Annotated in this window: 18 protein-coding genes, 4 tRNA genes and 1 riboswitch; of the genes, 5 read left to right on the plus strand and 17 right to left on the minus strand. The window is 59.3% G+C overall.

Going from position 1 to position 25,016, the window contains the following annotated elements; genetic code table 11:
* Positions 1-381 precede the first annotated feature (381 nt).
* Positions 382-458 (minus strand) — tRNA-Arg (locus tag BUE92_RS00110).
* A 322-nt stretch (positions 459-780) separates the two neighbouring features.
* On the opposite strand from BUE92_RS00110, the gene BUE92_RS00120 reads away from it, so the two are divergent.
* From BUE92_RS00120 to BUE92_RS00130, 3 genes are all read left to right on the plus strand, one after another.
* On the plus strand, positions 781-1,008 hold the full coding sequence (locus tag BUE92_RS00120; RefSeq protein WP_073521443.1) for a hypothetical protein: 228 nt from the start codon (positions 781-783) through the stop codon (positions 1,006-1,008).
* Positions 1,009-1,019: 11 nt separating this feature from the next.
* Positions 1,020-1,199: a PA3371 family protein gene (locus BUE92_RS28610; protein ID WP_073521444.1), complete on the plus strand. Its 180-nt coding sequence runs from the start codon at positions 1,020-1,022 to the stop codon at positions 1,197-1,199.
* A 398-nt stretch (positions 1,200-1,597) separates the two neighbouring features.
* Positions 1,598-1,924: an Arc family DNA-binding protein gene (locus tag BUE92_RS00130; RefSeq protein ID WP_003193592.1), complete on the plus strand. Its 327-nt coding sequence runs from the start codon at positions 1,598-1,600 to the stop codon at positions 1,922-1,924.
* A 101-nt stretch (positions 1,925-2,025) separates the two neighbouring features.
* Here BUE92_RS00130 and mgtE read toward each other — a convergent pair whose 3' ends face one another.
* The 8 genes from mgtE to ltaE form a co-directional block, all read right to left on the minus strand.
* Entirely contained in the window at positions 2,026-3,468 is a 1,443-nt protein-coding gene (gene mgtE / locus BUE92_RS00135; RefSeq protein ID WP_003193593.1) for a magnesium transporter, read from the minus strand.
* Between the two features lie 348 nt (positions 3,469-3,816).
* Positions 3,817-3,893, minus strand: a tRNA-Arg gene (locus BUE92_RS00140).
* Positions 3,894-3,965: 72 nt separating this feature from the next.
* A tRNA-Arg gene (locus tag BUE92_RS00145) sits at positions 3,966-4,042 on the minus strand.
* 108 nt (positions 4,043-4,150) lie between these two features.
* Positions 4,151-4,241 (minus strand) — tRNA-Ser (locus BUE92_RS00150).
* Between the two features lie 62 nt (positions 4,242-4,303).
* Entirely contained in the window at positions 4,304-4,492 is a 189-nt protein-coding gene (gene csrA, locus BUE92_RS00155) for a carbon storage regulator CsrA (RefSeq protein WP_003175645.1), read from the minus strand.
* A gap of 174 nt (positions 4,493-4,666) precedes the next feature.
* Complete coding sequence (locus BUE92_RS00160; protein ID WP_073521445.1) at positions 4,667-5,908, minus strand: aspartate kinase; 1,242 nt, start codon at positions 5,906-5,908, stop codon at positions 4,667-4,669.
* A 95-nt stretch (positions 5,909-6,003) separates the two neighbouring features.
* Positions 6,004-8,622, minus strand: coding sequence for an alanine--tRNA ligase (gene alaS, locus BUE92_RS00165; protein ID WP_073521446.1), 2,619 nt, complete (start codon positions 8,620-8,622; stop codon positions 6,004-6,006).
* Between the two features lie 146 nt (positions 8,623-8,768).
* Positions 8,769-9,773, minus strand: a complete 1,005-nt coding sequence (gene ltaE, locus BUE92_RS00170; RefSeq protein ID WP_073521447.1) for a low-specificity L-threonine aldolase — start codon at positions 9,771-9,773, stop codon at positions 8,769-8,771.
* A gap of 190 nt (positions 9,774-9,963) precedes the next feature.
* Positions 9,964-10,133, plus strand: a riboswitch (FMN riboswitch).
* A gap of 97 nt (positions 10,134-10,230) precedes the next feature.
* Here ltaE and BUE92_RS00175 point away from each other — a divergent pair.
* Positions 10,231-10,740, plus strand: a complete 510-nt coding sequence (locus tag BUE92_RS00175) for a 6,7-dimethyl-8-ribityllumazine synthase (RefSeq protein WP_003193604.1) — start codon at positions 10,231-10,233, stop codon at positions 10,738-10,740.
* Between the two features lie 134 nt (positions 10,741-10,874).
* Here the strand turns inward: BUE92_RS00175 and astE are convergent, their stop codons facing one another.
* The 7 genes from astE to BUE92_RS00210 all read right to left on the minus strand — a co-directional run bounded on the left by astE (position 10,875) and on the right by BUE92_RS00210 (position 18,652).
* Positions 10,875-11,879 carry a succinylglutamate desuccinylase gene (gene astE, locus BUE92_RS00180; RefSeq protein WP_073521448.1) on the minus strand — a complete coding sequence of 335 codons (1,005 nt, stop codon included), beginning with the start codon at positions 11,877-11,879 and terminating at the stop codon, positions 10,875-10,877.
* 11 nt (positions 11,880-11,890) lie between these two features.
* The gene (locus BUE92_RS00185; RefSeq protein ID WP_073521449.1) at positions 11,891-12,181 is read right to left on the minus strand and encodes a topoisomerase II; all 291 of its coding nucleotides are present in this window, start codon (positions 12,179-12,181) and stop codon (positions 11,891-11,893) included.
* 26 nt (positions 12,182-12,207) lie between these two features.
* Complete coding sequence (astB, locus tag BUE92_RS00190) at positions 12,208-13,554, minus strand: N-succinylarginine dihydrolase (RefSeq protein WP_073521450.1); 1,347 nt, start codon at positions 13,552-13,554, stop codon at positions 12,208-12,210.
* 156 nt (positions 13,555-13,710) lie between these two features.
* Complete coding sequence (astD, locus tag BUE92_RS00195) at positions 13,711-15,177, minus strand: succinylglutamate-semialdehyde dehydrogenase (RefSeq protein WP_073521451.1); 1,467 nt, start codon at positions 15,175-15,177, stop codon at positions 13,711-13,713.
* The gene (gene astA, locus BUE92_RS00200; protein WP_073521452.1) at positions 15,177-16,202 is read right to left on the minus strand and encodes an arginine N-succinyltransferase; all 1,026 of its coding nucleotides are present in this window, start codon (positions 16,200-16,202) and stop codon (positions 15,177-15,179) included. The genes astD and astA overlap by 1 nt, the downstream gene beginning before the upstream one ends.
* A gap of 51 nt (positions 16,203-16,253) precedes the next feature.
* Positions 16,254-17,273, minus strand: coding sequence for an arginine/ornithine succinyltransferase subunit alpha (aruF, locus tag BUE92_RS00205; protein ID WP_003175655.1), 1,020 nt, complete (start codon positions 17,271-17,273; stop codon positions 16,254-16,256).
* A 158-nt stretch (positions 17,274-17,431) separates the two neighbouring features.
* Positions 17,432-18,652: an aspartate aminotransferase family protein gene (locus BUE92_RS00210; protein ID WP_073521453.1), complete on the minus strand. Its 1,221-nt coding sequence runs from the start codon at positions 18,650-18,652 to the stop codon at positions 17,432-17,434.
* 299 nt (positions 18,653-18,951) lie between these two features.
* On the opposite strand from BUE92_RS00210, the gene BUE92_RS00215 reads away from it, so the two are divergent.
* Positions 18,952-24,006: a leucine-rich repeat domain-containing protein gene (locus BUE92_RS00215; protein ID WP_073521454.1), complete on the plus strand. Its 5,055-nt coding sequence runs from the start codon at positions 18,952-18,954 to the stop codon at positions 24,004-24,006.
* A 3-nt stretch (positions 24,007-24,009) separates the two neighbouring features.
* On the opposite strand, the gene argR is transcribed toward BUE92_RS00215, so the two are convergent.
* Positions 24,010-24,990 carry a transcriptional regulator ArgR gene (gene argR, locus BUE92_RS00220; RefSeq protein WP_073521455.1) on the minus strand — a complete coding sequence of 327 codons (981 nt, stop codon included), beginning with the start codon at positions 24,988-24,990 and terminating at the stop codon, positions 24,010-24,012.
* Positions 24,991-25,016 lie beyond the last annotated feature (26 nt).

Here is a 25,016-nt window from a genome sequence, read left to right on the forward strand (position 1 = left end):
AGGCGCGCATTCTACAGCAGCCTCATTTGCTGTCAAGTGGTTATTTTCAGAAGTTTTCGAAGATTTCTTCAACAACTTCAACCACTTGCGCTTGCGATCTCTCGTAAGCGGGAGGCGAATTCTACAGGGATCGCCATGAACGTCAACCCCTTATCCTAAAAAAAGCGAAACACCCATTCGCCTATAAAAATCAGGGGGGCCTCGCCGCCTCTTCTATATAAGAAGAAGCGCATAGCCCTGGGGGGGGGGTGAATATCCCCGCCCACATAAATGCACCCGACTCCAACCGAAAGAAGCCCGGCTGAGACCTGCGAAAGCGAGGAACGAGAAAGACTGTTTTTTGAGAACGGCGAATACCGGAAGGGGAAAGCTCAACAGAGATGGTGTCCCAGGGCCGGTTCGAACGGCCAACCTTCCCCTTAGGAGGGGGATGCTCTATCCAATTGAGCTACTGGGACAAATGCCAAACGCTTACCAAGAAGGGCTCGCGACAGACGGCATGCATCTTAACGGCCGAGGCTGGTTTTGTCATGTCGTCCGTTGGCATTTTGACTGTAGGCCGATCCTTGCGGTGCATTCAAGGCCTCATCAGCCTGCCAAGGCTTTCACGGCCATCGTGCAAATTGCACTACACCAATATGCCATCATTGCAAACTGCAACCTAGCAATCCCTAAAATTCAACCTAACCCATTGTTTTTATTGACCTAGTAGATTGGCATGACATCTGCAAAGGCATAAACACAAAACCAATCGTTCCAGGCACCGTGGAGACTACGACTATGAACAGCGCCCTTCTGTTAGCACTGAACGCTGTGGCACTGGCCGCGGTGGTGACGTTTCACTTTCAGCCGACCAATACTGAAGACGGCGCGCAAATCAGCCAAGCCATTCCCCACCATCTGCAACAGCGCCCTCAACTGGCACTGATGACCGCCAACCCTCAAACTCCCACCCGCTTGACGCAAAATACCCAATCCGTCCCAGCAGCAGAGCATTGGGTTTTCTGAGAACATCATTCATGTCCAAATCTGCCTGGTTGTTTCTGTGTCTGACCCTAATGTCCGTTGCGCTAGGCTTGGGAGCTACATCACAACAAGCTCAAACCCTAGCCTTCGTTACGAGCGCCGTGCTGGGCAGCCTGCTGGTACTGATGCTCATCAAGGGTCGCCGAATCAAATTCGATCCACTCCTGCGCTAAACCTCCCCTCCCCATCTCCTTCCCCCTACCTTATGTCGCCTGCCACTCGTAAATAGGTGAACAACTACTAACCTTAAGCTTGAGGGCAAAAGGCCATATCACTATAGGACGGGCGCCCTTCAACCCAGATGCCATGCAGCCATGGACGAAGATTGACGAGCTTCGCTGCAACTGCGGGAATTTTTTCCAACCAGTCCGCAAAAACGCAAATCAGTACTGGCATAAAGCCTGTAGGCGGTTCAATATTTGTCACAGAATTGACGCCAATGAAATGTCAAATCTGAGGCATGATGCGGCCTCTTTGCAATTCGGGTTGAACTTTGGTCGTGAGCCTTGTCTTAACACTCATCTTGCGGCCAATTCCAGAAACCGCTCCCCTGAACTAACCGGTTAAATATATGCGCCCATTGAAACAGGCAATTTATTCCAGCCGTACGGCTGACAAATTCGTCGTACGTCTGCCAGACGGAATGCGGGAACGCATTGCCGAGGTGGCTCGCAATCATCACCGCAGCATGAACTCCGAAATCATCGCACGCCTGGAACAAAGCCTTATTCAGGAAGGTGCCTTGGGTGAAGAGTTGAGCATGCGCCTGGACAGCCCCGAGCTGTCACTGCACGAACGCGAACTGCTGCAGCGTTTTCGTCAGCTCTCCCACCGCCAGCAAAATGCTCTCGTCTCGCTGATCGCGCACGACGTGGAGGCGGCCGCAGAAGCCAATTGATTGACACCTGAAAGCCGAAGCCAGCCATGTGCTGGCTTTTTTTTGCGTAGAGTTTGGGAATAAGAAGCAAAGCGAGGGCAGGTTTGCCCCCGCTGGAAGGGTCAGAGCAGGAAGATCGTTGCCAGACCCAGGAAGATGAAGAAACCACCACTGTCAGTCATGGCCGTGATCATCACACTGGCACCCATGGCGGGATCGCGACCTAGACGCGCCAGGGTCATGGGGATCAATACCCCCATCAAGGCCGCCAGCAACAGGTTAAGGGTCATGGCAGCAGTCATCACCACGCCCAGGGACCAACTGCCGTACAGCAAGTAGGCCACCACACCAATCACGCCGCCCCACACCAATCCGTTTATGAGGCCTACAGCCAGCTCCTTGCGCAACAGCCGTGAGGAATTGGCGGTACTGACCTGGTCCAGCGCCATGGCGCGCACGATCATAGTAATGGTCTGGTTGCCGGAGTTACCGCCAATACCCGCCACAATCGGCATCAGCGCCGCCAAGGCCACCAGCTTTTCGATGGAGCCTTCAAACAGTCCGATCACGCGAGAAGCGATGAACGCGGTGATCAGATTGATAGCCAGCCAGGCCCAGCGGTTATGCAGTGAACGCCAGACCGACGCAAAAATATCTTCCTCTTCACGCAAACCCGCCATGTTGAGGACTTCGGTTTCACTTTCCTCACGGATCAAGTCGACGATTTCATCGATGGTCAGACGACCGATCAATTTGCCGTTCTTATCCACGACGGGGGCCGAGATCAAGTCGTAACGTTCAAATGCCTGGGCCGCGTCGTAGGCATCTTCGTCCGGATGGAAGCTCACGGTATCGCTGGCCATCAGGTCAGCAACTTTCTTCTCCGGATCATTGACCAGCAGGCGCTTGATCGGCAAAACGCCTTTGAGGATGCCCTCATAGTCCACCACAAACAATTTGTCGGTGTGGCCGGGCAATTCTTTGAGACGGCGCAGGTAACGCAACACCACTTCCAGGCTGACGTCTTCGCGGATGGTGACCATCTCGAAGTCCATCAGGGCGCCGACCTGATCCTCGTCGTACGACAGCGCGGAACGCACACGCTCACGTTGCTGCGTGTCGAGCGCCTCCATCAACTCATGGACAACATCACGGGGCAGCTCAGGGGCTAGGTCAGCAAGTTCGTCCGCATCCATCTCCTTGGCGGCAGCCAGGAGCTCGTGGTCATCCATGTCGGCGATGAGCGTTTCACGCACCGAGTCCGATACTTCCAGAAGGATGTCACCGTCGCGATCAGCCTTGACCAACTGCCACAGGGTCAGTCGATCATCCAGCGGCAAGGCTTCAAGAATATAGGCGACGTCGGCGGAGTGCAGGTCATCGAGCTTGCGCTGCAACTCGACGAGGTTTTGCCGGTGAACCAGGTTTTCGACGCGGTCGTGGTTCGGACCTTCCTGGCGGTGCGTGAGGTCTTCGACCACGCGCTGGCGCTGCAGCAGCTCGATAACTTGAGCCAGACGATCCTGCAGGCTTTCTTGTGTTTTCTTTACTTCTACTTCGGTCATAGGCGAACTCCACTCCCAGCAGCGGGGCACGCCGGAAGGATCAATCAGTCAATTCATGATTGGTAAAACGAGGTACTGAGTAACTACTGGGTAAGTCCATGGAGGTATTCCACAAGCCCCGGCGGGGCTGACGGGCGCATGATACACCGCCCGGACGTTTTAAACGTTAAAAAACTGGAAAGAACAAGCGCTTGCACGCCAAAGCTCAGTATCGGCTGCATCTATGAACTGCGACGACGCAGGCGCGGGGGAAAACACATGAGAAGGGAGAAAAAGGAGAGTGCCAAATAAAACCTACACAAACGCCAGACGGCAAAAAGCCCGCACTAGGCGGGCTTTTTGTTTGTATGGTGCACTCGACAGGATTCGAACCTGTGACCGCTCGGTTCGTAGCCGAGTACTCTATCCAGCTGAGCTACGAGTGCAGATTGTGTTTTTAGACCAGATCACAACTGGTTGAAGCCAAGCTACCTGCATCGCTGCAACTAACTCTTAAATGGTGCACTCGACAGGATTCGAACCTGTGACCGCTCGGTTCGTAGCCGAGTACTCTATCCAGCTGAGCTACGAGTGCATTTGTTGCCGCGCATTATAGGCCGTTCAATCTCTATGTAAAGCTATTTTTTCGAGTATTTTCAACAACTTACCGAAAAAACCAGATTGCAACGTACTAAGCAAATAATGGCGGAGAACGGGGGATTCGAACCCCCGACACCCTTTTGAGGTGTACTCCCTTAGCAGGGGAGCGCCTTCGGCCACTCGGCCAGCTCTCCGCAACACGGGGCGTATATTAACCACGTTCCTCCCCGTTTGCAAACATAAAAAACGATAAAAATTAAAGGCTTGGTTCTTCGTCCTTCTCTTTCTTGATCCGCAGGTAGATTTCCTCGCGGTGGACCGCCACCTCTTTCGGAGCGTTAACCCCAATACGTACTTGATTGCCTTTGACGCCGAGCACGGTCACAGTGATTTCGCCATCACCGATAATCAGGCTTTCTGCGCAACGACGAGTCAGAATCAGCATACCTTTCACCTCACGCATTTCAGTTCAGGAACAACAGTCTGCAAAAAAAAGGCATTCGACCTACAACCAAAAAGCCGTAGCCCTACCGCCTAAGTATTGTCGAGCCCACGCAAAAGAACATGCGCCCCACAAAAAAATGAAAGGCGCGGTAAGCCGCGCCTTCCTGGTATCGCATCACTCGCCCTGTCGGGCCGGAGCGTCCAGCTCAAAAGCGGTATGCAGCGCGCGTACAGCCAGTTCCAGGTACTTCTCTTCGATCACTACCGAGACCTTGATTTCCGAGGTGGAGATCATCTGGATATTGATGCTTTCCTTAGCCAACGCCTCGAACATGCGGCTGGCAACGCCGGCATGAGAGCGCATGCCCACGCCCACGATCGACACCTTGGCAATCTTGGTGTCGCCCACCACTTCACGGGCACCAATTTCTTTCGCCGTGTTCTGCAGGATCCGTTCCGCCGCATCGTACTCGTTGCGGTGCACGGTGAAGGTGAAATCGGTGGTGTTATCGTGCGAAACGTTCTGCACGATCATGTCGACTTCAATGTTCGCGCCGCTGATAGGGCCGAGGATCTTGAAAGCCACGCCGGGGGTGTCTGGCACGCCACGGATCGTCAGCTTGGCTTCATCGCGGTTGAAAGCGATGCCGGAAATGATCGGCTGTTCCATGGATTCCTCTTCATCAATAGTAATGAGGGTGCCCGGACCCTCTTTGAAGCTGTGCAATACGCGCAGCGGAACGTTGTACTTGCCGGCGAACTCCACCGCGCGAATCTGCAACACCTTGGAACCCAGGCTGGCCATCTCCAGCATCTCTTCAAAGGTGATCTTGTCCAGACGCTGAGCCACGGAGACAACGCGTGGATCAGTGGTATAGACGCCATCCACATCGGTATAGATCTGGCATTCGTCAGCCTTGAGCGCTGCCGCCAGGGCCACACCTGTGGTGTCCGAACCGCCACGCCCCAGCGTGGTGATGTTGCCGTGCTCGTCCACGCCTTGGAAACCCGCTACAACTACCACGCGCCCGGCTTTCAGATCAGTACGAATTTTCTGATCATCAATCTGCAGGATCCGCGCCTTGGTGTGCGCGCTGTCTGTAAGAATGCGCACCTGGCTGCCAGTGTAGGACACCGCTGGCACGCCACGCTTGTTCAGCGCCATGGCCAGCAGTGCAATGGTCACCTGCTCGCCCGTGGAGACGATCACATCCAGCTCACGCGGCAGCGGTTGTTGATCCCCACTGACGGCCTTGGCCAGGTCGATCAGGCGATTGGTCTCGCCACTCATGGCCGACAGCACCACTACCAGGTCATCGCCAGCATCGCGGAACTTCTTAACCTTGTCGGCGACCTGCTCGATTCTTTCGACAGAACCGACCGAGGTGCCTCCAAATTTCTGTACGATCAAAGCCATTTCCAAGCCGCCTCAGCCCGTAAAGGGGCGCCTAATTTCCAATCCACCCGCACTGAACAAGCCCGTGACTAGACCACGGGCCGGTTAACAGTGCCTTAAATACCTGCCTCGACAAATGGCACGGTCAAGGCCAGCGCCGTGTCCAGGGCTGCGGCATCGACACCACCGCCTTGCGCCATGTCCGGACGACCACCGCCCTTGCCGCCCACTGTCGCAGCGGCTTGCTTCATCAAATCACCGGCTTTGAGTTGGCCAGTCAGGTCCTTGGTTACACCGGCAACCAGAACGACCTTATCCTCATGGACACTGCCGAGCAGGATCACTGCGCGGCCGAGCTTGTTCTTCAACTGATCGACCAAGGCCAACAGCGCCTTGCCATCCTGGCCGTCCAGGCGCGCCGCCAGGACTTTTACGTCCTTGACGTCAACCGCCGCTGCCGACAAGTCATCACCCGCAGCGCTCGCAGCCTTGGCCTGCAACTGCTCCAGCTGTTTCTCCAGCGCTCGGTTGCGCTCCAGCACGGCGGACAGCTTGTCGATCAGGTTGTCGCGGCTGCCCTTGACCAGGCCGGCCGCTTCCTTGAGTTGTTCTTCGGCTGCATTGAGGTAAGCCAGGGCCGCAGCACCGGTTACCGCTTCAATACGACGCACACCCGAGGCCACACCACCTTCGCTGATGATCTTCAGCAGGCCGATATCGCCGGTGCGGTTGGCGTGGATGCCACCACAGAGTTCTACCGAGAAGCTGCCGCCCATGCTCAGTACGCGGACTTCGTCGCCGTACTTCTCGCCAAACAGCGCCATGGCGCCTTTGTTCCTGGCGGTCTCGATATCGGTTTCTTCGGTTTCAACCGGGGTGTTCTTGCGAATCTCGGCGTTGACGATGTCTTCCAGGGCCTTGATCTGCTCAGGCTTGATCGCTTCAAAGTGGCTGAAGTCAAAACGCAGGCGCTGGCTGTCCACCAACGAACCTTTTTGCTGCACGTGCTCGCCCAGTACCTGGCGCAGCGCGGCGTGCAGCAAGTGAGTGGCCGAGTGGTTCAACGCCGTGGCATGCCGTACGTCGGCATCGACCTGGGTGTCTACCGGTGCGCCCACGGTCAAGTTACCCAGCACCAGCACACCGTGATGCAGGAAAGCTCCGCCGGTCTTGGTGGTGTCGCGCACATCAAAACGACCGGATGTCGAGCTCAGGAAACCGCAATCGCCAATCTGGCCACCCGACTCGGCATAGAACGGCGTCTGGTCCAGTACCACAACCGCCTCTTCACCTTCGCTCAACACGTCGACCGACTTACCGTCTTTATAGATGGCGACGATCTTGGCCGAGCCCGCAGTCGCCTTGTAGCCGGTGAACTCGGTCGGTACGTCAACCTTGACCAGGGTGTTGTAGTCCAGGCCAAAGGAACTGGCAGAACGCGCACGCACGCGCTGGGCTTCCATCTCCCGCTCAAAACCGGCTTCGTCGACGGTCAAATCGCGCTCGCGGGCGATGTCGGCAGTCAGGTCCATCGGGAAACCATAGGTGTCGTACAACTTGAACACGACATCACCCGGCACCACGGTGCCTTTGAGCTCAGCCAGGTCCTGTTCCAGAATCTTCAGGCCGTGCTCCAGAGTCTTGGAGAACTGCTCCTCTTCAGCCTTGAGCACCCGCTCGATGTTGCTTTGCTGTTGCTTGAGTTCCGGGAAGGCATCGCCCATCTCGGCAACCAGCGCCGCCACGATCTTGTAGAAGAAGCTGCCGGTAGCGCCCAGCTTGTTACCGTGACGACACGCGCGACGAATGATGCGACGCAGCACGTAGCCACGGCCTTCGTTGGACGGCAGCACGCCGTCGGCGACCAGGAAACCGCAGGAACGGATGTGGTCCGACACTACCTTGAGCGAAGACTGGCCTTCATTGGCGCAACCAATGGCCGCCGCCGAGGCGCTCAGCAGGTTGGTGAACAGGTCGATTTCGTAGTTGGAGTGAACGTGCTGCATCACCGCACTGATCCGCTCCAGGCCCATGCCGGTGTCCACCGACGGTGCCGGCAGCGGATGCAACACGCCATCGGCGGTGCGGTTGAACTGCATGAACACGTTGTTCCAGATCTCGATGTAACGGTCGCCGTCTTCTTCCGGCGAGCCCGGCGGGCCACCCCAGATATCGTCGCCGTGATCGTAGAAAATCTCGGTGCACGGGCCGCACGGGCCGGTATCGCCCATTGTCCAGAAGTTATCGGATGCGTAAGGCGCGCCTTTGTTGTCGCCGATACGGATCATGCGCTCGGCAGGTACACCGATTTCCTGGGTCCAGATGTCATACGCTTCGTCGTCCGTCGCGTACACGGTGACCCAGAGTTTTTCCTTGGGCAGCTTCAGCACGCCGGTGAGGAAGGTCCAGGCGAACGTGATCGCGTCTTTCTTGAAATAGTCGCCGAAGCTGAAGTTACCCAGCATCTCGAAAAAAGTGTGGTGACGGGCGGTATAGCCAACGTTTTCCAGGTCGCTGTTCTTGCCGCCGGCGCGTACGCACTTCTGGCTGCTGGTGGCGCGGGTGTAGGCGCGCTTTTCCTGGCCCAGGAAGCAGTCCTTGAACTGGTTCATCCCCGCGTTAGTGAACAGCAGGGTGGGGTCATTGCCTGGGATCAAGGAGCTGGAGGCTACACGGGTGTGACCTTGCTCTTCGAAGAAGCGAAGGAAGGCTTCACGGATTTCTGCGCTTTTCATTAGGTTCTTCCACGGAGGCTGCGGCCAAAGGCCAGTGCGCAACATCATCAGACGGAGCGACGGCAAAGGGCCGCATTATATCGGCCCTTTGCCGGTGGTACAGCGTGTTTATGTGATAGAAACAGTCAATTAGACGGTCTGCACTGTCATTTCTGCGAAAACGCGACGAATGTCTGCAGCACTTGCTCGATCTGCGCCCGGCTGACGTCCAGATGAGTGACCATGCGCAGGCGCGGCGCGGCGCTCAACTTGACCCCACGCTCGGCCGCAAAGGCCTTCAGCGCCTGCGCCTGATCACCTACCTGCACATACACCATATTGGTCTGCACCGGCTCGACGCTGTAGCCGGCCTTGCGTAACTCATCGCCCAGCCATTGGGCGTTGGCATGGTCGTCAGCCAGGCGCTGCACCTGATGATCCAGGGCATACAACCCCGCCGCCGCCAGGGAGCCGGCCTGGCGCATGCCGCCGCCGACCATCTTGCGCAAGCGCCGAGCCTTGGCGATCAGCGCCGCCGAGCCGCACAGCACCGAACCCACCGGCGCGCCAAGGCCCTTGGACAGGCACACCGACACCGAATCGAAATGCTGGGCAATTTCCCGCGCCTCCACTCCCAGCTTGACCGCCGCGTTGTAGAGGCGAGCGCCATCCAGGTGCAAGGCCAAGCCATGCTCGCGGGTGAATGCCCGGGCTTTGGCCAGGTAAGCCAGCGGCAGCACTTTGCCTTGCATGGTGTTTTCCAACGCCAGCAGGCGCGTGCGGGCGAAGTGGAAGTCGTCGGGCTTGATGGCTTCAAGCACCTGGTTCAGATCAAGGGAGCCATCGGCCTGAACCTCCAGAGGCTGCGGCTGGATCGACCCCAGCACAGCCGCACCGCCGCCTTCGTATTTGTAGGTATGGGCCTGCTGGCCGACGATGTATTCCTCGCCGCGCTCACAGTGAGCCATCAACGCCAGCAGGTTGCTCATGGTGCCGGTGGGTACGAACAGCGCCGCGGCAAAGCCCAGGCGCTTGGCAAGCTCGGCCTCCAGGCGGTTGACGCTGGGGTCTTCGCCGTAAACATCATCGCCGCTGACGGCGCTGGCCATCGCGTCGAGCATGCCGGGGGTGGGTTGGGTCACGGTGTCGCTGCGCAGGTCGATCACGGTCATGAAAGGGGCCTCTAACGGAGTGGATAAGTCCTTTTGTGTGTGATTACTGCGGGCAAAGCCACGGAATATCAAGCCCCTATTGCATTCATTCGAATACCAACCAATCAAACCGATATAAGTTATCGAGACAGCAGCCGTGCAGTTTTTGAAAAACCATGTTAAAAACTCTCCGCCGCCAAGGTTCTGGTGGCAACGTTCTCAGGGCGGGGTGTAATTCCCCACCGGCGGTAATTGCACGCAATGTGCATAGCCCGCGAGCGCTTGGCGCCTCGAACTGCTTATGCAGGACGGCGACAAGGTCAGCAGACCCGGTGTGATCCCGGGGCCGACGGTCATAGTCCGGATGAAGAGAGAACGGGATTGGCACCTAAGGGCCGCGCGCCTGTTTGCGCATGCGTACCCTTAAATCCCATTCGATTCATAACGCCCTGTTTTTTTCTTAAACAGGAGTCAGAACATGCAACCCACCGCAATCGACAGCAAAAGCAAAAACCATCACGGCGAGCGCGTCGCGTTTATCCAGGCCTGCTGGCACAAGGATATTGTCGACCAATCGCGCAAAGGCTTCCTCGCCGAAATGATCGCCCAGGGTTATCAGGAATCGGACATTGACTTCTTCGAAGTCGGCGGCGCCTTTGAAATGCCCCTGCACGCCAAGTTGCTGGCCAAGACCGGCCGTTACGCCGGGATCGTCGCTGCCGCGCTGGTGGTGGACGGTGGCATCTACCGTCACGAATTCGTCGCGCAATCAGTGGTCAGCGGCCTGATGCAGGTGCAGTTGGAAACTGAAGTGCCGGTGTTCTCGGTGTCCCTGACGCCGCACCACTTCCATGCCGGCAGCGAGCACACCACGTTCTTCTATGAGCACTTCGTGCACAAGGGTCAGGAAGCTGCGCGTACCTGCGCCGATACACTGCACAAGGTGCGGGCGATCCGTCGTAGCGAGCCGCGTGCGGTAGCGGTCTAAATTCAAGCCTCACCGCAAACCAGTGTGGGAGCTGGCTTGCCTGCGATGCAGACACCTGGGGTGTATCAGTGATACCCAGGTGATGCTATCGCAGGCAAGTCAGCTCCCACATTTGATCGAGCCAGCCTTGCCTCTCAGGCCAGGCCGGCATTCGTGGTTGGCACGATCAATATCCCGGCTCGCAAGCCGTTCTTCACCTTAGGGTTGGGGAAGATGATACGGGCGCCCTCCTCCTCGATCACCCAGCGGGTCTTCGCCACGTCTTCGGCCAGCAGGTAGCCCTTTTCCAACTCCGAAAAGTTTTCCACATCTGCGGGCAGGTGCATCAGGAAAGCGTCGCTGTGCTTGATCACTTCGCGCGACACGGCGAACAGCTTCAGACCGTCGAGGCTGTCAGTCTCAGGCTCAGTGCCTTCGATGATCTGCTTCAGGCGCAGCTCCAGACGTGAAACATTCACCCCCTGGTTCTGCCCGAATGGCCGAGCCTTGCCCAACTCCAGGGTGAAAGCCTCGGCGTTGAGTTGCTCATAGGTAAACGCGGTGAAGGTAATCGAGGTTTTGTTCTGCAGCAGCACCGCCTGCATGCCGGCAGCGTTCAAGCGCTCCAGCTCACGGCGCGAATGCTGTCGACCTTCCTTCCAAGGGTACAACGCGAACTGCTCGATTTTCGATCCGCGAATCGCGGTGTGCAGGTCGTAATGCAGGCGCGAGCGGTCAGGCAGGCTGAAGAAGCTGCGGGCCAATTGCTCAAGCTCGGCGGCGCGCATGGCTTCGGGGCCGATGTTTTGTTCATGACGGCCGTTAAACAGCCGGTTGACGTCCAGTTCGAGGTAACGCTCACCACGGCGCATGGCCTCGGTATTACCGAACAGGAACAGAATACGGGCGCGGGGTTTGATCTCCCCGCGGGCGATGCCATGCAACAGACGGTCGAGCAGTTCGATCGGCGCGGTTTCGTTGCCATGGATGCCGGACGACAGCAGCAGGTCGCTGCCATTGTCCTCGGCCTGCGGTGGGCGCACTTCAAGCGCGCCTTCGCTGAGCCAGCGCATCTGCACGCCGTCGACAGTCAGTTGAATTTTTTGCGCCGGTTCACGACCGGCGAGGGTCAGTTCAAGCAGTTTGCCAAGGGCGAGCATAAGCAGCTTCCTTAGTGGTTGCAGCCTGGGCCGTGGACGTGATCGTCGTCATCACCTTCAACGTCGTCGGCCGGTTCCATTTCCAGTTGCAGGCTCATCAGGTTGGTGGCCAATGGGCGCATCAGCAGGTTGGCGTACTCGGCGTCGCCCTCTTCTACGTCCACGCCAATCAGCAGTTGGCCGCGGCCATCGTGCTGGATCCAGATCTCCTTGCCCTGCCAGACCACGGCGACGCGGGTACAGGAGGTTTCCAGCTGGGTGCCGTCGGTGTCTTCAAGGATAAGTTTCAGGGTGTCGGTCATAAATAAAATATCTCAGCCGTGTGGCATTAATTGATCTGGAAAGGATAAACCGAGCCCAGTTTAAGGATTTGCGTCAGTTCATCCAGTGCCGTCCGGCACTCGAGCAGCAATTGTGGGTCAGCCAGGTCGGTTTCGCGCAGGCTGTCGCGGTAGTGCTTGCCCACCCATTGGGTGAGGGTTTCGTACAACGGCGCGGTCATGATAACCCCTGGGTTCACCGCCGCCAGCTCGGTTTCGTTCAACGCCACGCGCAGGCGCAGGCACGCCGGCCCGCCGCCATTCTGCATGCTTTGCTTGAGGTCGAAGACCTTGACTTCGCGGATCAGCCCGCCGGAAACGGTCAAGCCTTGCAGGTAGTGCCACACACGCTCATTGGCGCGGCACTCTTCCGGTACGATCAGCAGCATCGAACCGTCAGGACGGCTCAGCAACTGGCTGTTGAACAGGTAGGAACGCACCGCGTCCTCGACACTGACCAGCGCACGGGGCACACACACCGACTGGAAGTTGCCGCCCAGTTTGCCCAACTTGCCGTGCAGTTCGGCGAGCATCTGTTCGGTGTTGAGAAACGCATCCTCGTGATAGAACAGCACTTCGCCGTTGCCCACCGCGATCACATCGTTGTGGAACACACCGGCATCGATCACCGCCGGGTTCTGCTGGGCGTAGACCACGCCGCCATCCTTCAAGCCATGCAGGCGCGCAACGGCCTGGGAGGCTTCGAGGGTCTGGCGCGCCGGGTACTTCTGCGGGGCCGGGTAACGGGGGTCGAAGGCACTGCGGCCGAACACGAAAAACTCGACGCCCGCCTCACCGTACTCACGGCAGAAACGCGTGTGGTTGGCCGCGCCTTCATCGCCAAACTGCGCCACGGCAGGCAAGGCGGCGTGGTGAGCGAAATGCTTGCCATCGGCGAACATCGCCCCCAGCACGCGGCTGGTGGTGGGGTGCTCGATGCTGCGGTGGTATTTGCAATTGAGGTTGGCGGCAGTGAAATGCACACGGCCGTCTGCGGTGTCGGCGCTTGGGCTGACGGTGGCGGCGTTGGCTACCCACATGCTGGATGCCGAGCAACTGGCTACCAGCAACGGCATGGCCTGCCTGGCAGCCTGCTCGATCACCTGGGCGTCGGTGCCGCTGAAACCCAAGCTGCGCAAGGCGGCCACATCCGGGCGTTCCTGGGGCGCCAACACACCTTGCACAAACCCCATGTCCATCAGGGCTTTCATTTTCTGCAGGCCCTGCAACGCCGCTTCCTTCGGGTTGGAAGACTGCTGGCTGTTGCTTTGGGACGCGACGTTGCCGAAGGACAAACCGCCGTAGTTATGGGTCGGCCCCACTAGACCGTCAAAATTGACTTCACAGGATTTCATCGGCGAGGCTCCACGAACATCTGTTTTTATAGGCATCAAATCACTTGAATACACCACAGATCCATTGTGGGAGCGGGCTTGCTCGCGAAAGCGGTCGTTCAGTCACTTCAAATGTTGAATGAAACACCGCATTCGCGAGCAAGCCCGCTCCCACATTTAGATCAGCGTTATACCTGGCGTGAGCGTTGCCGGGACTATCAGGCTTGGCGTTTCCAACGACGCCACCGGGTACGCGCAATAATCCGCCGCATAATAGGCGCTAGCACGATGGTTACCTGAAGCCCCGACCCCACCGAACGGCGCGGTACTGGCAGCGCCGGTCAACTGCTTGTTCCAGTTGACGATACCGGCGCGGCTTTCCAGCCAGAACTGCTGGTAACGCGCTTCGGAATCTGACAACAGGCCAGCGGCCAGGCCGTACTGGGTGTTGTTGGCCTCAGCGATGGCGCCGGCAAAATCCGCATAGCGGATCACCTGCAGCAGCGGGCCAAACAACTCTTCGTCTTCACGCTCCATCACGCCGGTTACGTCGATGATGCCAGGGGTCAACAAAGCGGCCTGAGCCTGAGGCTGGGTCATCTCCAGCAGCGCCACCGCGCCATTGGCCAACATCAGTTCCTGGGCTTGCATCAGGGCTTTGGCCGCAGCGAGGGAGATCACCGAGCCCATGAACGGCGCCGGTTGCTGGTCGAAAGCACCCACTTCAATGCTCGCACTCACCGCCACCAGGCGCGCCAGCAAGGCATCGCCCCAAGTACCTTGCGGTACCAGCAAACGACGGGCACAGGTGCAACGCTGGCCTGCCGAGATAAACGCCGACTGGATGATGGTGTACACCGCCGCATCCACGTCGGCGACTTCGTCCACAACCAACGGATTATTACCGCCCATTTCCAGGGCCAGGATCTTGTCCGGGCGCCCGGAGAATTGCTGGTGCAGGTGGTTGCCGGTGCGGCTGGAACCGGTGAAAAACAGGCCGTCGATGCCTGGGTTGGCCGCCAGCGCGATGCCGGTTTCCCGCGCGCCTTGCAGCAGGTTCAGCACGCCCGCCGGCAAACCGGCTTCGATCCAGCACTGAACGGTCAGCTCGGCGACCTTGGGGGTCAGCTCGCTCGGTTTGAACAGTACGGTATTACCTGCCAGCAACGCCGGGACGATGTGCCCATTCGGCAAGTGCCCCGGGAAATTGTATGGGCCGAACACCGCCACCACACCGTGGGGCTTGTGGCGCAACACAGCGGTGGCGTCGCCCAAGGGGCCGCTCTTCTCGCCGGTACGCTCGCGGTAACTTTGCACCGAGATCGCGATCTTGTTGGCCATGCTGGTGACTTCAGTGGCCGACTCCCACAGTGGCTTGCCGGTTTCTTCGCCAATGCAGCGGGCGATTTCATCGGCACGCCGTTTAAGCGTGGCGGCGAAGGTTTCCAGCACGCTGATGCGTTCTTCGAGCGGGCGCTTGGCCCATGCCGGGAATGCCTGGCGTGCAGCCTGCACGGCGGATTCGACCTGTTCAGCGGTGGCGCCGTTGCCGGCCCACAGCACCTGCTGGGTCACCGGGTTACGCGATTCAAACAGTTCACCCTGGCCGGCCAGCCAGCTACCTGCGATATACAGCGAATTCATTACTTCGACTCCCGAGCAGCAGACAACGCAACAGCACGCACTTGATCACCCACCACCAGTTGCAGGCGCTTGGCGGTCTGTGGATCGACCACCAGGGTACCTGCCGCCAGTCGGGCTGGAGCGGCGGTGATACGGCATTCTTCGCGCTTGCGGTTATGGATCAGGAACGGCGTGGCGTCGTCCCCCGGCGTGCCGATGGCCAACACCAGTGACTGGCTGTCGCGCACCGCACGGATCTTGCTGGTTTCACATTCCACCGCCGGGCCGGCGTCAAAAATATCCACATAGCCCTGGTAGCTGAAGCCTTCGCTCTTGAGCATGCTCAGGGCCGGCTCGGTATCCGGGTGGACCTTGCCGATCACATTGCGCGCATCTTCCGAGAGAAAGCAGCTGTACAACGGAAACTTGGGCATCAGCTCAGCGATAAATGCTTTGTTGCCCACACCCGTGAGATAGTCGGCCTGGCTGAACTCCATCTTGAAGAAGTGCCGACCCAGGCTCTCCCAGAACGGCGAACGCCCGGCGTCGTTGGACACACCGCGCATCTCGGCAATAATCTTGTTGCCGAACAGTTGCGGGAACTCAGCGATAAACAACATGCGCGCCTTGGCCAACATGCGACCGTTAAGGCCGTTGCGGTAATCGGCGTGCAGGAACAACGAGCACAATTCGGAATTACCGGTGAGGTCGTTAGCCAGGAACAGCGTCGGAATTTCACGGTAGATACTCAGCTCCTGAGACGCGCTGACGGTCAGTCCAACCCGGAAGTTGTACCACGGCTCGCGCAGGCCAACGGCGCCAGCGATGGCGGAGATTCCCACCACGCGGCCTTCGTCGTTTTCCAGCACGAACAGGTAGTCGGCATCGCCGCGCCCGGCTTCGCCGCGAAAGGTTTTTTCCGCCCAGCCCACCCGGTGGGTCAGGCGCTCTTCGTTGGCCGGCAAGGTGGTGAGACCGGTGCCAGTGCTGCGCGCCAGGTCTATCAGGGCCGGTAAATCGCTGCTGCGTACGGGACGAACGATCATGCTATCTCCTCGAACGGGCCGCTGTTGTCAGCCACCCGCGAAACTCTCTTTTTAAACCGCAACCAAGCGCACACTGGCGCCTTCGCCAACACCCAGCGCTTCGGCTGCCGCCAGGTCCAGGGTCACCGGTTTGCCGGGCGCGTAGTCCAGCTCCAGCATCACCGCACGGTAATCCTGCAACTGCGCGTTGCTCACCAGGTACTGGCGGCCAACGCCCTTGACCATCTCGCCGATCTTCACCGGCACCACGCGGCTCTGGGCGATCGAGCGAATGCCCGAGACCCGGGCGTGCAGCGTCGGGCCACCGTCGAAGATGTCGATGTAATGGTCAGTCTCGAAGCCTTCACGCATGAGGATGTCGAAGGTGATTTGCGCACGTGGGTGCACCTGGCCCATGGCTTCTTGCGCTTCGTCCGGCAACAGCGGCACATAGATTGGGTAATGCGGCATCAGCTCGGCGAGGAAGGTGCGGCTTTTCAGCCCGCACAGGCGCTCGGCGGCGGCATAGTTGAGGTCGAAGAAGTTGCGGCCAATGGCATCCCAGAACGGCGAGTCACCGTTCTCGTCGCTGTAGCCGACGATCTCGGTCACCACCGAGTCGGCAAAGCGCTCGGGATGGCTGGCGACAAACAGCAGGCGGCCACGGGAATTGAGCTCCGACCACGGCGAACCGACCAGTTCCGGCACCACGTAGAAACTGGTGAGCAGGCTGTTGCCGGTCAGGTCGTGGCACTGGGAAAGCACGTGGATCTTGTTGTGGATCTTCAGCTCGCGGGAGGCGTGCACGAAGGTTTCGTTACGAAAGCTATAGAACGGCTCGGAGTAACCGGCCGAGGCCACGATGGCCGAGCAGCCGGCGAGCTTGCCGGTCTCGGTGTCTTCCAGCACGAAGAAATAGCTCTCTTCACCGTTGAAACTCACCTCGGCCGCGAAGGACGCTTCGCTGGCCGCGATCTTGTCGCTCAGGCGTTCCACATCATCCGGCAAGGAGGTGACACCAATCGGGCTGTCCGCAGCCAGACGCTGTACCTCGCCCAGATCAGCCATTTGCGCGGGGCGCATCACCAGCATGGTGTCACTCCTTAACTCAGAATAAAAAAACAGGGAGGGGCTCAACCTCTGTAGGAGCGAGCTTGCTCGCGAAGACCCCAAGAACACCACGGGGCATCAACTGCCCCGCGTCATCGTTAACGATTTTCGCGAGCAAGCTCGCTCCTACAGAGAGCAAATCAGGCTTGGATAAGTGTTTTTACTGCACGTTCGAAGCGATCCAGGCCTTCGTTGATATCCGCTTCCTCCACCACCAGGCTCGGCGCAAAACGCACCACGTCGGGGCCGGCTTGCAGGATCATCAAGTTCTCTTTTTCGGCCGCGTTGAACACGTCCTTGGCCTTGCCTTTGAAAGCATCACTGAGTACGCAACCGATCAACAAGCCCATGCCACGCACTTGGGTAAAGATGCCGTACTGCTTGCCGATCTGCTCCAGGCGCGCCTTGAACAGCTGGTGCTTGGCATTCACACCCGCCAGCACCTCAGGGGTGTTGATCACGTCGATCACCGCTTCGGCTACCGCGCACGCCAGCGGGTTGCCGCCATAGGTGGTGCCGTGGGTGCCGACCACCAAATGCTTGGCCAAGGCTTCACGGGTGAGCATGGCCGCAATCGGGAAACCGCCGCCCAGGCTCTTGGCGCTGGTGAGGATGTCTGGCGTCACGCCGTAATGCTGATAGGCAAACAGGTGGCCGGTACGGCCCATGCCGGTTTGCACTTCGTCGAACACCAGCAGCGCGTCGTTCGCGTCGCACAGTTCGCGGGCGCCTTGCAGGTAAGCCAGTTCGGCTGGCAGTACGCCGCCTTCGCCCTGGATCGGTTCCAGCACCACGGCGCAGGTCTTGTCCGACACAGCCGCTTTCAGCGCAGCCAGGTCGTTATAAGGAACGTGGGTAATGCCGGTGATTTTAGGCCCGAAACCGTCGGAGTACTTCGATTGGCCACCGACGTTGACGGTGAACAGGGTACGGCCGTGGAAGCTGTTCAGCGCGGCAATGATCTCGTATTTCTCGCTGCCAAAACGGTCGAACGCCACGCGACGGGCCAGCTTGAAGGCGGCCTCGTTGGCTTCGGCGCCGGAGTTGCAGAAGAACACACGCTCGGCAAAGGTGGCGTCAATCAGCTTGTGGGCCAGGCGCAGGGCCGGCTCATTGGTGAACACGTTCGAGACATGCCACAGCGTGTTGGCCTGTTCGGTCAATGCACCGACCAGCGCCGGGTGCGCATGGCCCAATACGTTAACCGCGATGCCGCCGGCAAAGTCGATCAGCTCGCGACCGGCCTGGTCCCACACGCGCGAACCTTGGCCACGCACAGGAATAAAGGCAGCAGGTGCGTAGTTGGGCACCATCACCTGGTCGAAATCGGCACGTTGCACCGGGGCTTGCTCAACGGACATCGTAGTCTCCTGAAGAGGAACGCCTGCCTGGAACTGGCGGGCGATGCAGGGATTGTAAGGACAGTTTTCAGCGCGGCCTTGCCGCCAAGCGACAACTTCTTATAGCGCCAACCCGCGATTTTCCTGGGTTTATGCCAATGCGACAAATTGCGTCGCAATGGCGCAGTTTAAACGGTGTGCCGCTGGAGAGGCAGGGGCACGGACCACTGATTTTGTCGTGGGCAATAACTATCTGCGCCTTTGTGCACGTTCAGGCTTGCTCTGATGACGTTGACTCGACTCATTGAAGGATCAGCCACGTGTCCACCCCCACTCTGCTCGCGCAACACCTCGTACTCGCCACAAACAGCGCACCCGCCAGCCTCCCCGCGGTGTTGCCGCAATGGCTGGGCAACGCTTCAAGCGCCAGGCGCCAGGCCCTGAAAGAGACTATCCCCCTGTTCGCAGACTGGCATATCGACACCCGACGCCAGCAGCAGGCCCCGCTCAAACTGGCGGTGGCCGCAAGCTGGGAGGCACAGAACCGGGTGGACACCGCCCTGGCAGCACTGCAGACACCTGAGGAATTTGCCGCGCCCTTACTGCAACAAGCGCTCCAGCGGCGCTTTGACGTAGAGGCCGATGTTGCGGCCACCTACCTACGCCTTTACACCCCCTTGCATACACCACTGCTTCCCATACCCTCCGGGGCCGTCAAGACTTGGACCGTGTCACTGGTGCAAGCCGCGCTGCATAACTTCGACGCGGCCGAGGCCGAACAAGACGCGTACACCTGGGACTCAACCTTTATCACCCAAGCCTCAGACTCCGGGCAATTGAGCACCCTGCCCCATCTGAAAGCCAAAATCGGCATTGCCCCCTTCATCAAGCTGTGCCGCGAACTGGACATCGGCAAGCAATACCAAGGCTATCTCAAACGTTTTTTGGGTTTCGAAGACGCTGTGCTCAAGGCCGCGCTGCGCAACAAAGTCACCCAGAGCTTCAAAGCCGACGCACGGGCCGCCTTGCATATGGCGCGATTGAAGAAGGATGTGAGTGACTCGGTGTTTCACTTGCTCGACCGCCAGTTGGAAGGCCTGGAAGGCATGATGCTCGAGGGCAAACCACTGCTCAGTCATGACCTGAGCCTGATGGGCGCACCGCTTACCGGCATCGTGCTGTTCGCCGCCGATCTGGAGCTGCACCGCACTGCGGTTCCCATGGTTGCCTACATCCCCGGCGACCCCCAGAGCCCGCTCAAGTACTACGCCGATGGCATGGCGTTCATGCAGGATCTGACCGGCAAATTGCGCAGCGCCGACTACCAGCAGTTCTTCAGCCGTTTCGTCAGCCATGAACATCGCGGCTACTTCCTGGCCGATCTTGGTAGCCGGCTGTCCCAAGTGGTCTGGCATCAGCATACTCCCGGCGACCCGCGGCCAAGCTGGCGCGACCAGTCCCGCGCCAAGCCCAACCTGCAATTTTTTGCCACGAAAACCCAGGGTGACCTGTTCGAGCACTTGTACGAGGCCAAACTCAACAAACTGCTCAATGACGCGCGCACCAGTGCCGTACCCACCGCTGACGCCGACAGCAAGGCACGCTGGCAACGCTGGGAGAGCTTGAAAAGAATCGGTGAAACCCTGCTGGAAATCGCCGCGTTTATCGCAACGCCTCTGGTTCCACCGCTGGGCGCGCTGATGCTCGGCTACACCGCCTATCAACTGCTCGATGAAACCTTTGAAGGTATTGTCGACTGGGCCGAAGGGCTCAAGAAACAGGCGCTCGGGCACTTGATGTCGATCACCGAACAAATGCTCCAGCTGGGCATGTTCGTGGTCGGTGCGCCCATCGCCGAGGGGTTGCTGCGACAGGCATTGCCCAAAGCGTTATGGGACTTCTTCGACAGGCTCAAGCCGGTGACCTCTGATGACGGCAAAACCCGCCTGTGGAACCCTGATCTGCAACCCTATTCCCACAACGTCCAACTGGCCACCGAATCACGCCCCAACGACGAGGGGCTGCACGGGCACCAGGACAAACAGCTATTGCCACGCGACGGGCAGTATTTTGCGGTTGAGCAACAATCGGGCAACGCCTTCCTACAGCACCCCACGCGCGCCCACGCCTATAAGCCGCGCATCATCGGCAATGGCAAAGGTGCCTGGGTGACGGAGCTGGACCAGCCGCTGACCTGGGACCGCGCCACCCTGTTGCGCCGCCTCGGGCCGCCCGCCGACGGGCTCAGCGATGCACGTCTTGAGCAGGCTCTTGTTATCAGCGGCACCGATGAGGCCGCCCTGCGCAAGATGTATATGGATCGCGAGCCGGCGCCTCCTCTGCTGGCCGACACCCTCAAGCGCGTCAACATCGACCAGCAGTTGCAAGACTTCATCGACCAGATGAACAGCGATGACCCAGGGCAATACCAGCAAGCCGATCACCAGACGCAGCTATGGCTGCTGAGCCAGACTGCCCTGTGGCCTGAATCCAAGACACTGCGGCTGCTCAACGCCAAGGGCGAAACCGTATGGGAACACCAGGGCCGATCTGACGCTGCCGTGGCACAAATACATGAAGCGCAGATAAAGAATGGCGACCTGCTGAAAACCCTGCTGGAAACCCTCGACGAAACAGAACGCAAAACCCTGCTGGAAGAAGAGTTCGGCGGCCCCAGCCTGCAACTGCACGTGCGCGCCGCCACGTTGCGCAAAAAACTGGCACGCCAGGCCCAGGAAAAACGCGCCTCGTTGTTTGACGCTCGCTATCGCGGACTGGAGTTGGCCCGGGACGCACGCGTGCAAAAAATCATCGACACCGCACCCGGCCTGCCCACCAGCGCAGCTGAAGAGGTCCTGCGCACAGCCACCGGCCAGGAGCTGTTGGAAATCGACCAAGGCACCTTGCCAACGCGCCTGATCGATCGGGCCCGCTGGGCTGCCCATGAAGTCAGAGTCAATCGGGCGCTTGAGGGGCTGCACATGGACGCCCTGGAAAACAACGATACGCACCGGCTCGCCTTGCACTCATTGGAGAACCTGCCGGGGTGGTCCGCCCAGGTGCGCATTGAGATAACCGACTTCAGCCGTACCGGTAAGGTACGGGACACCATCGGCAGCCCTCAGGCCACAATCCCGCGGGTGCTGGTACGCACCATACAAGGCGATTTCATTCCCGAAGACGACAGAGGCGCACTGCTCGCGCAGACCGACTTTTACACGGCCGTTCTTCAGGCACTCCCCGACGCGCAGCGAGACGCCCTGGGCATTCATATCGGTCAAGGCCCGCTGCTCAGACAAACGCTGCTCGAACATGCCCTGCCGCGAGAAGCACTGAGCAAGCTGTTGGCCGAGGTTCCCGTGCGCAAACCCTCCTTTGATCCCAGGAAAATGCGCCTGCCCGGCGGTATGGAGGGCTATGACGCGACCCAACCCGCGCCGGGCAGCAGCGGGCAGGAGGTGTTGGAAAGCCAGTTGCTGCACGAGCTGTACCCCAACCTGCGTCCGGATCAGGTGGCCGAGGCGCTAGCCTTCCTGCGCACCCAAACCACCCCGGCCTTGCGCAGGCTTCAGCACCTGCAGCAGGAGTTTTTACAACTGGAGGCCAACCTGTCGGCCTGGCACCTCAACCCGCCACGCACCCTGCTCGGTACCCAATTGCCGATAAACACAGACCTGATCATCGCCGAACAGCAAAACCGATGGCATTGGAAGCAGCAACTGATCCGCGCCTGGCGCCACGAAACTCCGGCCGATCACTACAACCCCGACGCACGCGGGAACATGCTGGACCTCACCTGGCCGATCTATGGTGAGCTACCGCCACTCAATGCCAACTTCCCAGCCATCACCTACCTGGAACTGAGCGGCTATCCCGGTACCCAAGGTGTCCCTGGCTTCCTGGCGCGCTTTGCCAACCTGCGGGGGGTAAATATCCGTGACATCAAGCTCACAACACTGCCGAATGAACTCACACCTTTGGCCCATCTCAACGAGCTGACGCTACGCAACTGCAGCCTTCGCCTGACCGAGCAAAGCCGAACCAGCCTTGGCGCCCTGCGGGAACTGAAAACCCTGGACCTGTCCAACAACCCGTTGGCATTGGCCCCCAACGTTGAACACATGGCCCACTTGCAACGGCTGAACCTCAGCCAGACAGGCATCAGCCAATTCCCAGCCGGCCTGGTTGACCGCCCTCGACTTGTGCATGCCAACCTCAGCGACAATGCCCTGCAGGCGTTGCCCGATGCCCTGTTCAGCCTGAGCAGCGAAGACGCCAGAGCGTTTGACCTCACAGGTAATCCGCTCGCGCGTCCGGCCCTGGAGAAGGTAAAAACTTATTGCCAGAGCACCGGCGAACATTTTGGCGTAGACGCCGAGGTCGGCGAACGCCGCCTGGTTCATCAGCTTTACCCGAGCTTCACCGACCGCGAAGCCAGCCGGTTCATTTTCGGGCTCCCCGGCAGCCTGGACGAGGCCCTGCCGCAGCTTGTTCACCTGAAGGCAGACTACGAGCGCCTGCAAACCGACCTTGAACAGTGGGCCGTGGATGTACCGCAACAGCACCCACGCACCAACGCCCCCCTGGAGCAACAGGCACAAGCGCAACAACAGGTGCTGCGCCAACAGTTCAAGTCCTTGCTTGAGGCATGCTGGCGACGGGAAACGCCCCTGGATACCACTCGTACAGCGCCGGCAGACACACATGAACTGGTCTCGACGCTACCCATTCTGGGCGATCTGCCGCAGTTGAATATCGAGTTCAACCATGTTTCGAAACTAGACATGAAGGGCGAAGAAACCACGTCCATCCCCGTCGGCTTTCTCAAATGCCTCCCCAATCTGGAGAGCCTGCTGATCCACCGCTACGCGTTGCCAGACATCCCATACGAAATATTCCAACTGCCGAAGCTCAAGACACTCAGCCTGTCGCAAAGTCATATCCGCTTGACGCCCACCAGCGCTGACGCCCTGAGCGGCCTGGAAAACCTTGAATACCTGGACCTGAGTGACAACCTGCTGGGAATCACCCCCGACGTCAGCAAGATGCCCAGGTTAACCACGCTGATGCTCGAAAATGCCGGCCTCACCCAAGCCCCTCATGGCACCTTCAACCTGCGGTCACTCAGCCAACTGAACTTGAGCGATAACCAGATCACCGAGCTTCCCAGCGACATCATAGAGGTGGACCCTGAACTGGCTGACGACTTCGACCTGAGTGGCAACCCTTTCACGCCAACGACGCTCATCATGCTGCACCGCTACTACAACCGTACGGCCGTCAGCTTCGGCGTACCGGAGGCCCGGCACCTCCCGGCGCACATTCCTGATCCCGGGCTTTCGACCGAATCGTCTGAAACAGACGTGGACGAGTAGAAATCAGCCGCGCTCGGACGGCACCGAAGACAACTCGAACGGGCTGCTGCTACGCCGCTGGTTGCGGTCTTCGCGAGGGGTGGCACCGAAGAAGTTGCGGTAGGCGCTGGAGAAGTGCGGCCCCGAGGAGAAGCCGCACGACAGGCCGATCTGGATGATCGACTTGCTGGTTTGCATCAACATCTGGCGCGCCTTGTTCAGGCGTAGTTCCAGGTAGTACTGGCTGGGAACGCGGTTCAGGTATTGCTTGAAGATCCTTTCGAGCTGTCGTCGTGAGACGCATACATGCTGGGCAATTTCATCGGTGGTCAGCGGCTCTTCGATATTGGCTTCCATCAGCAACACCGCCTGGGTCAGCTTCGGATGGCTGGAACCCAGGCGGTTTTGCAGCGGGATGCGCTGGCGCTCGCCGCCTTCGCGGATGCGTTCTACTACCAACTCTTCGGACACCGCACCGGCCAATTCCGCACCGTGGTCACGGGCCAGTACCGCCAGCAGCAGGTCGAGTACCGACATACCGCCACAGGCGGTGAGGCGATCGCGGTCCCAGTCAAATAGATGGCTGGTGGCGATGACCTTGGGGAAGCGTTCGGCGAAATCGTCCTGCCAGCGCCAGTGCACGGCGGCGCGGTAGCCATCGAGCAGGCCCAGTTGGGCCAGTGGGTATACGCCCGCCGACAAGCCGCCGATCACACAGCCTGCCCGAACAAGCTGCTTGAGCGCGGTGCTGAGCGGCGAAGCGATGACCGTGGGCGGTTCGTCGGCCAACAGGAACAGCTTCTGAAACCCTTCCAGCTTACCGGCCCACGGTTCGCCCGGCAGTTGCCAGGCACCTTCGACGGCGGGCTCGGCAAGCAGGAACGACAGCTCGTAGACCACGTCCGGATGCACCCGCTGGGCAACGCGCAAGGCCTCCTCAGCCAGCGCAAGCGTGAGGGCTTTTGTGCTGGGCCAAATCAGGAAACCAATTTTGTGGGCGGTCATGGAGTGCTATCCGGAGCGAAAACGGT

It is taken from the genome of Pseudomonas fluorescens (assembly GCF_001902145.1).
In the GTDB taxonomy this organism is placed as follows: Bacteria; Pseudomonadota; Gammaproteobacteria; order Pseudomonadales; family Pseudomonadaceae; genus Aquipseudomonas; species Aquipseudomonas fluorescens_BV.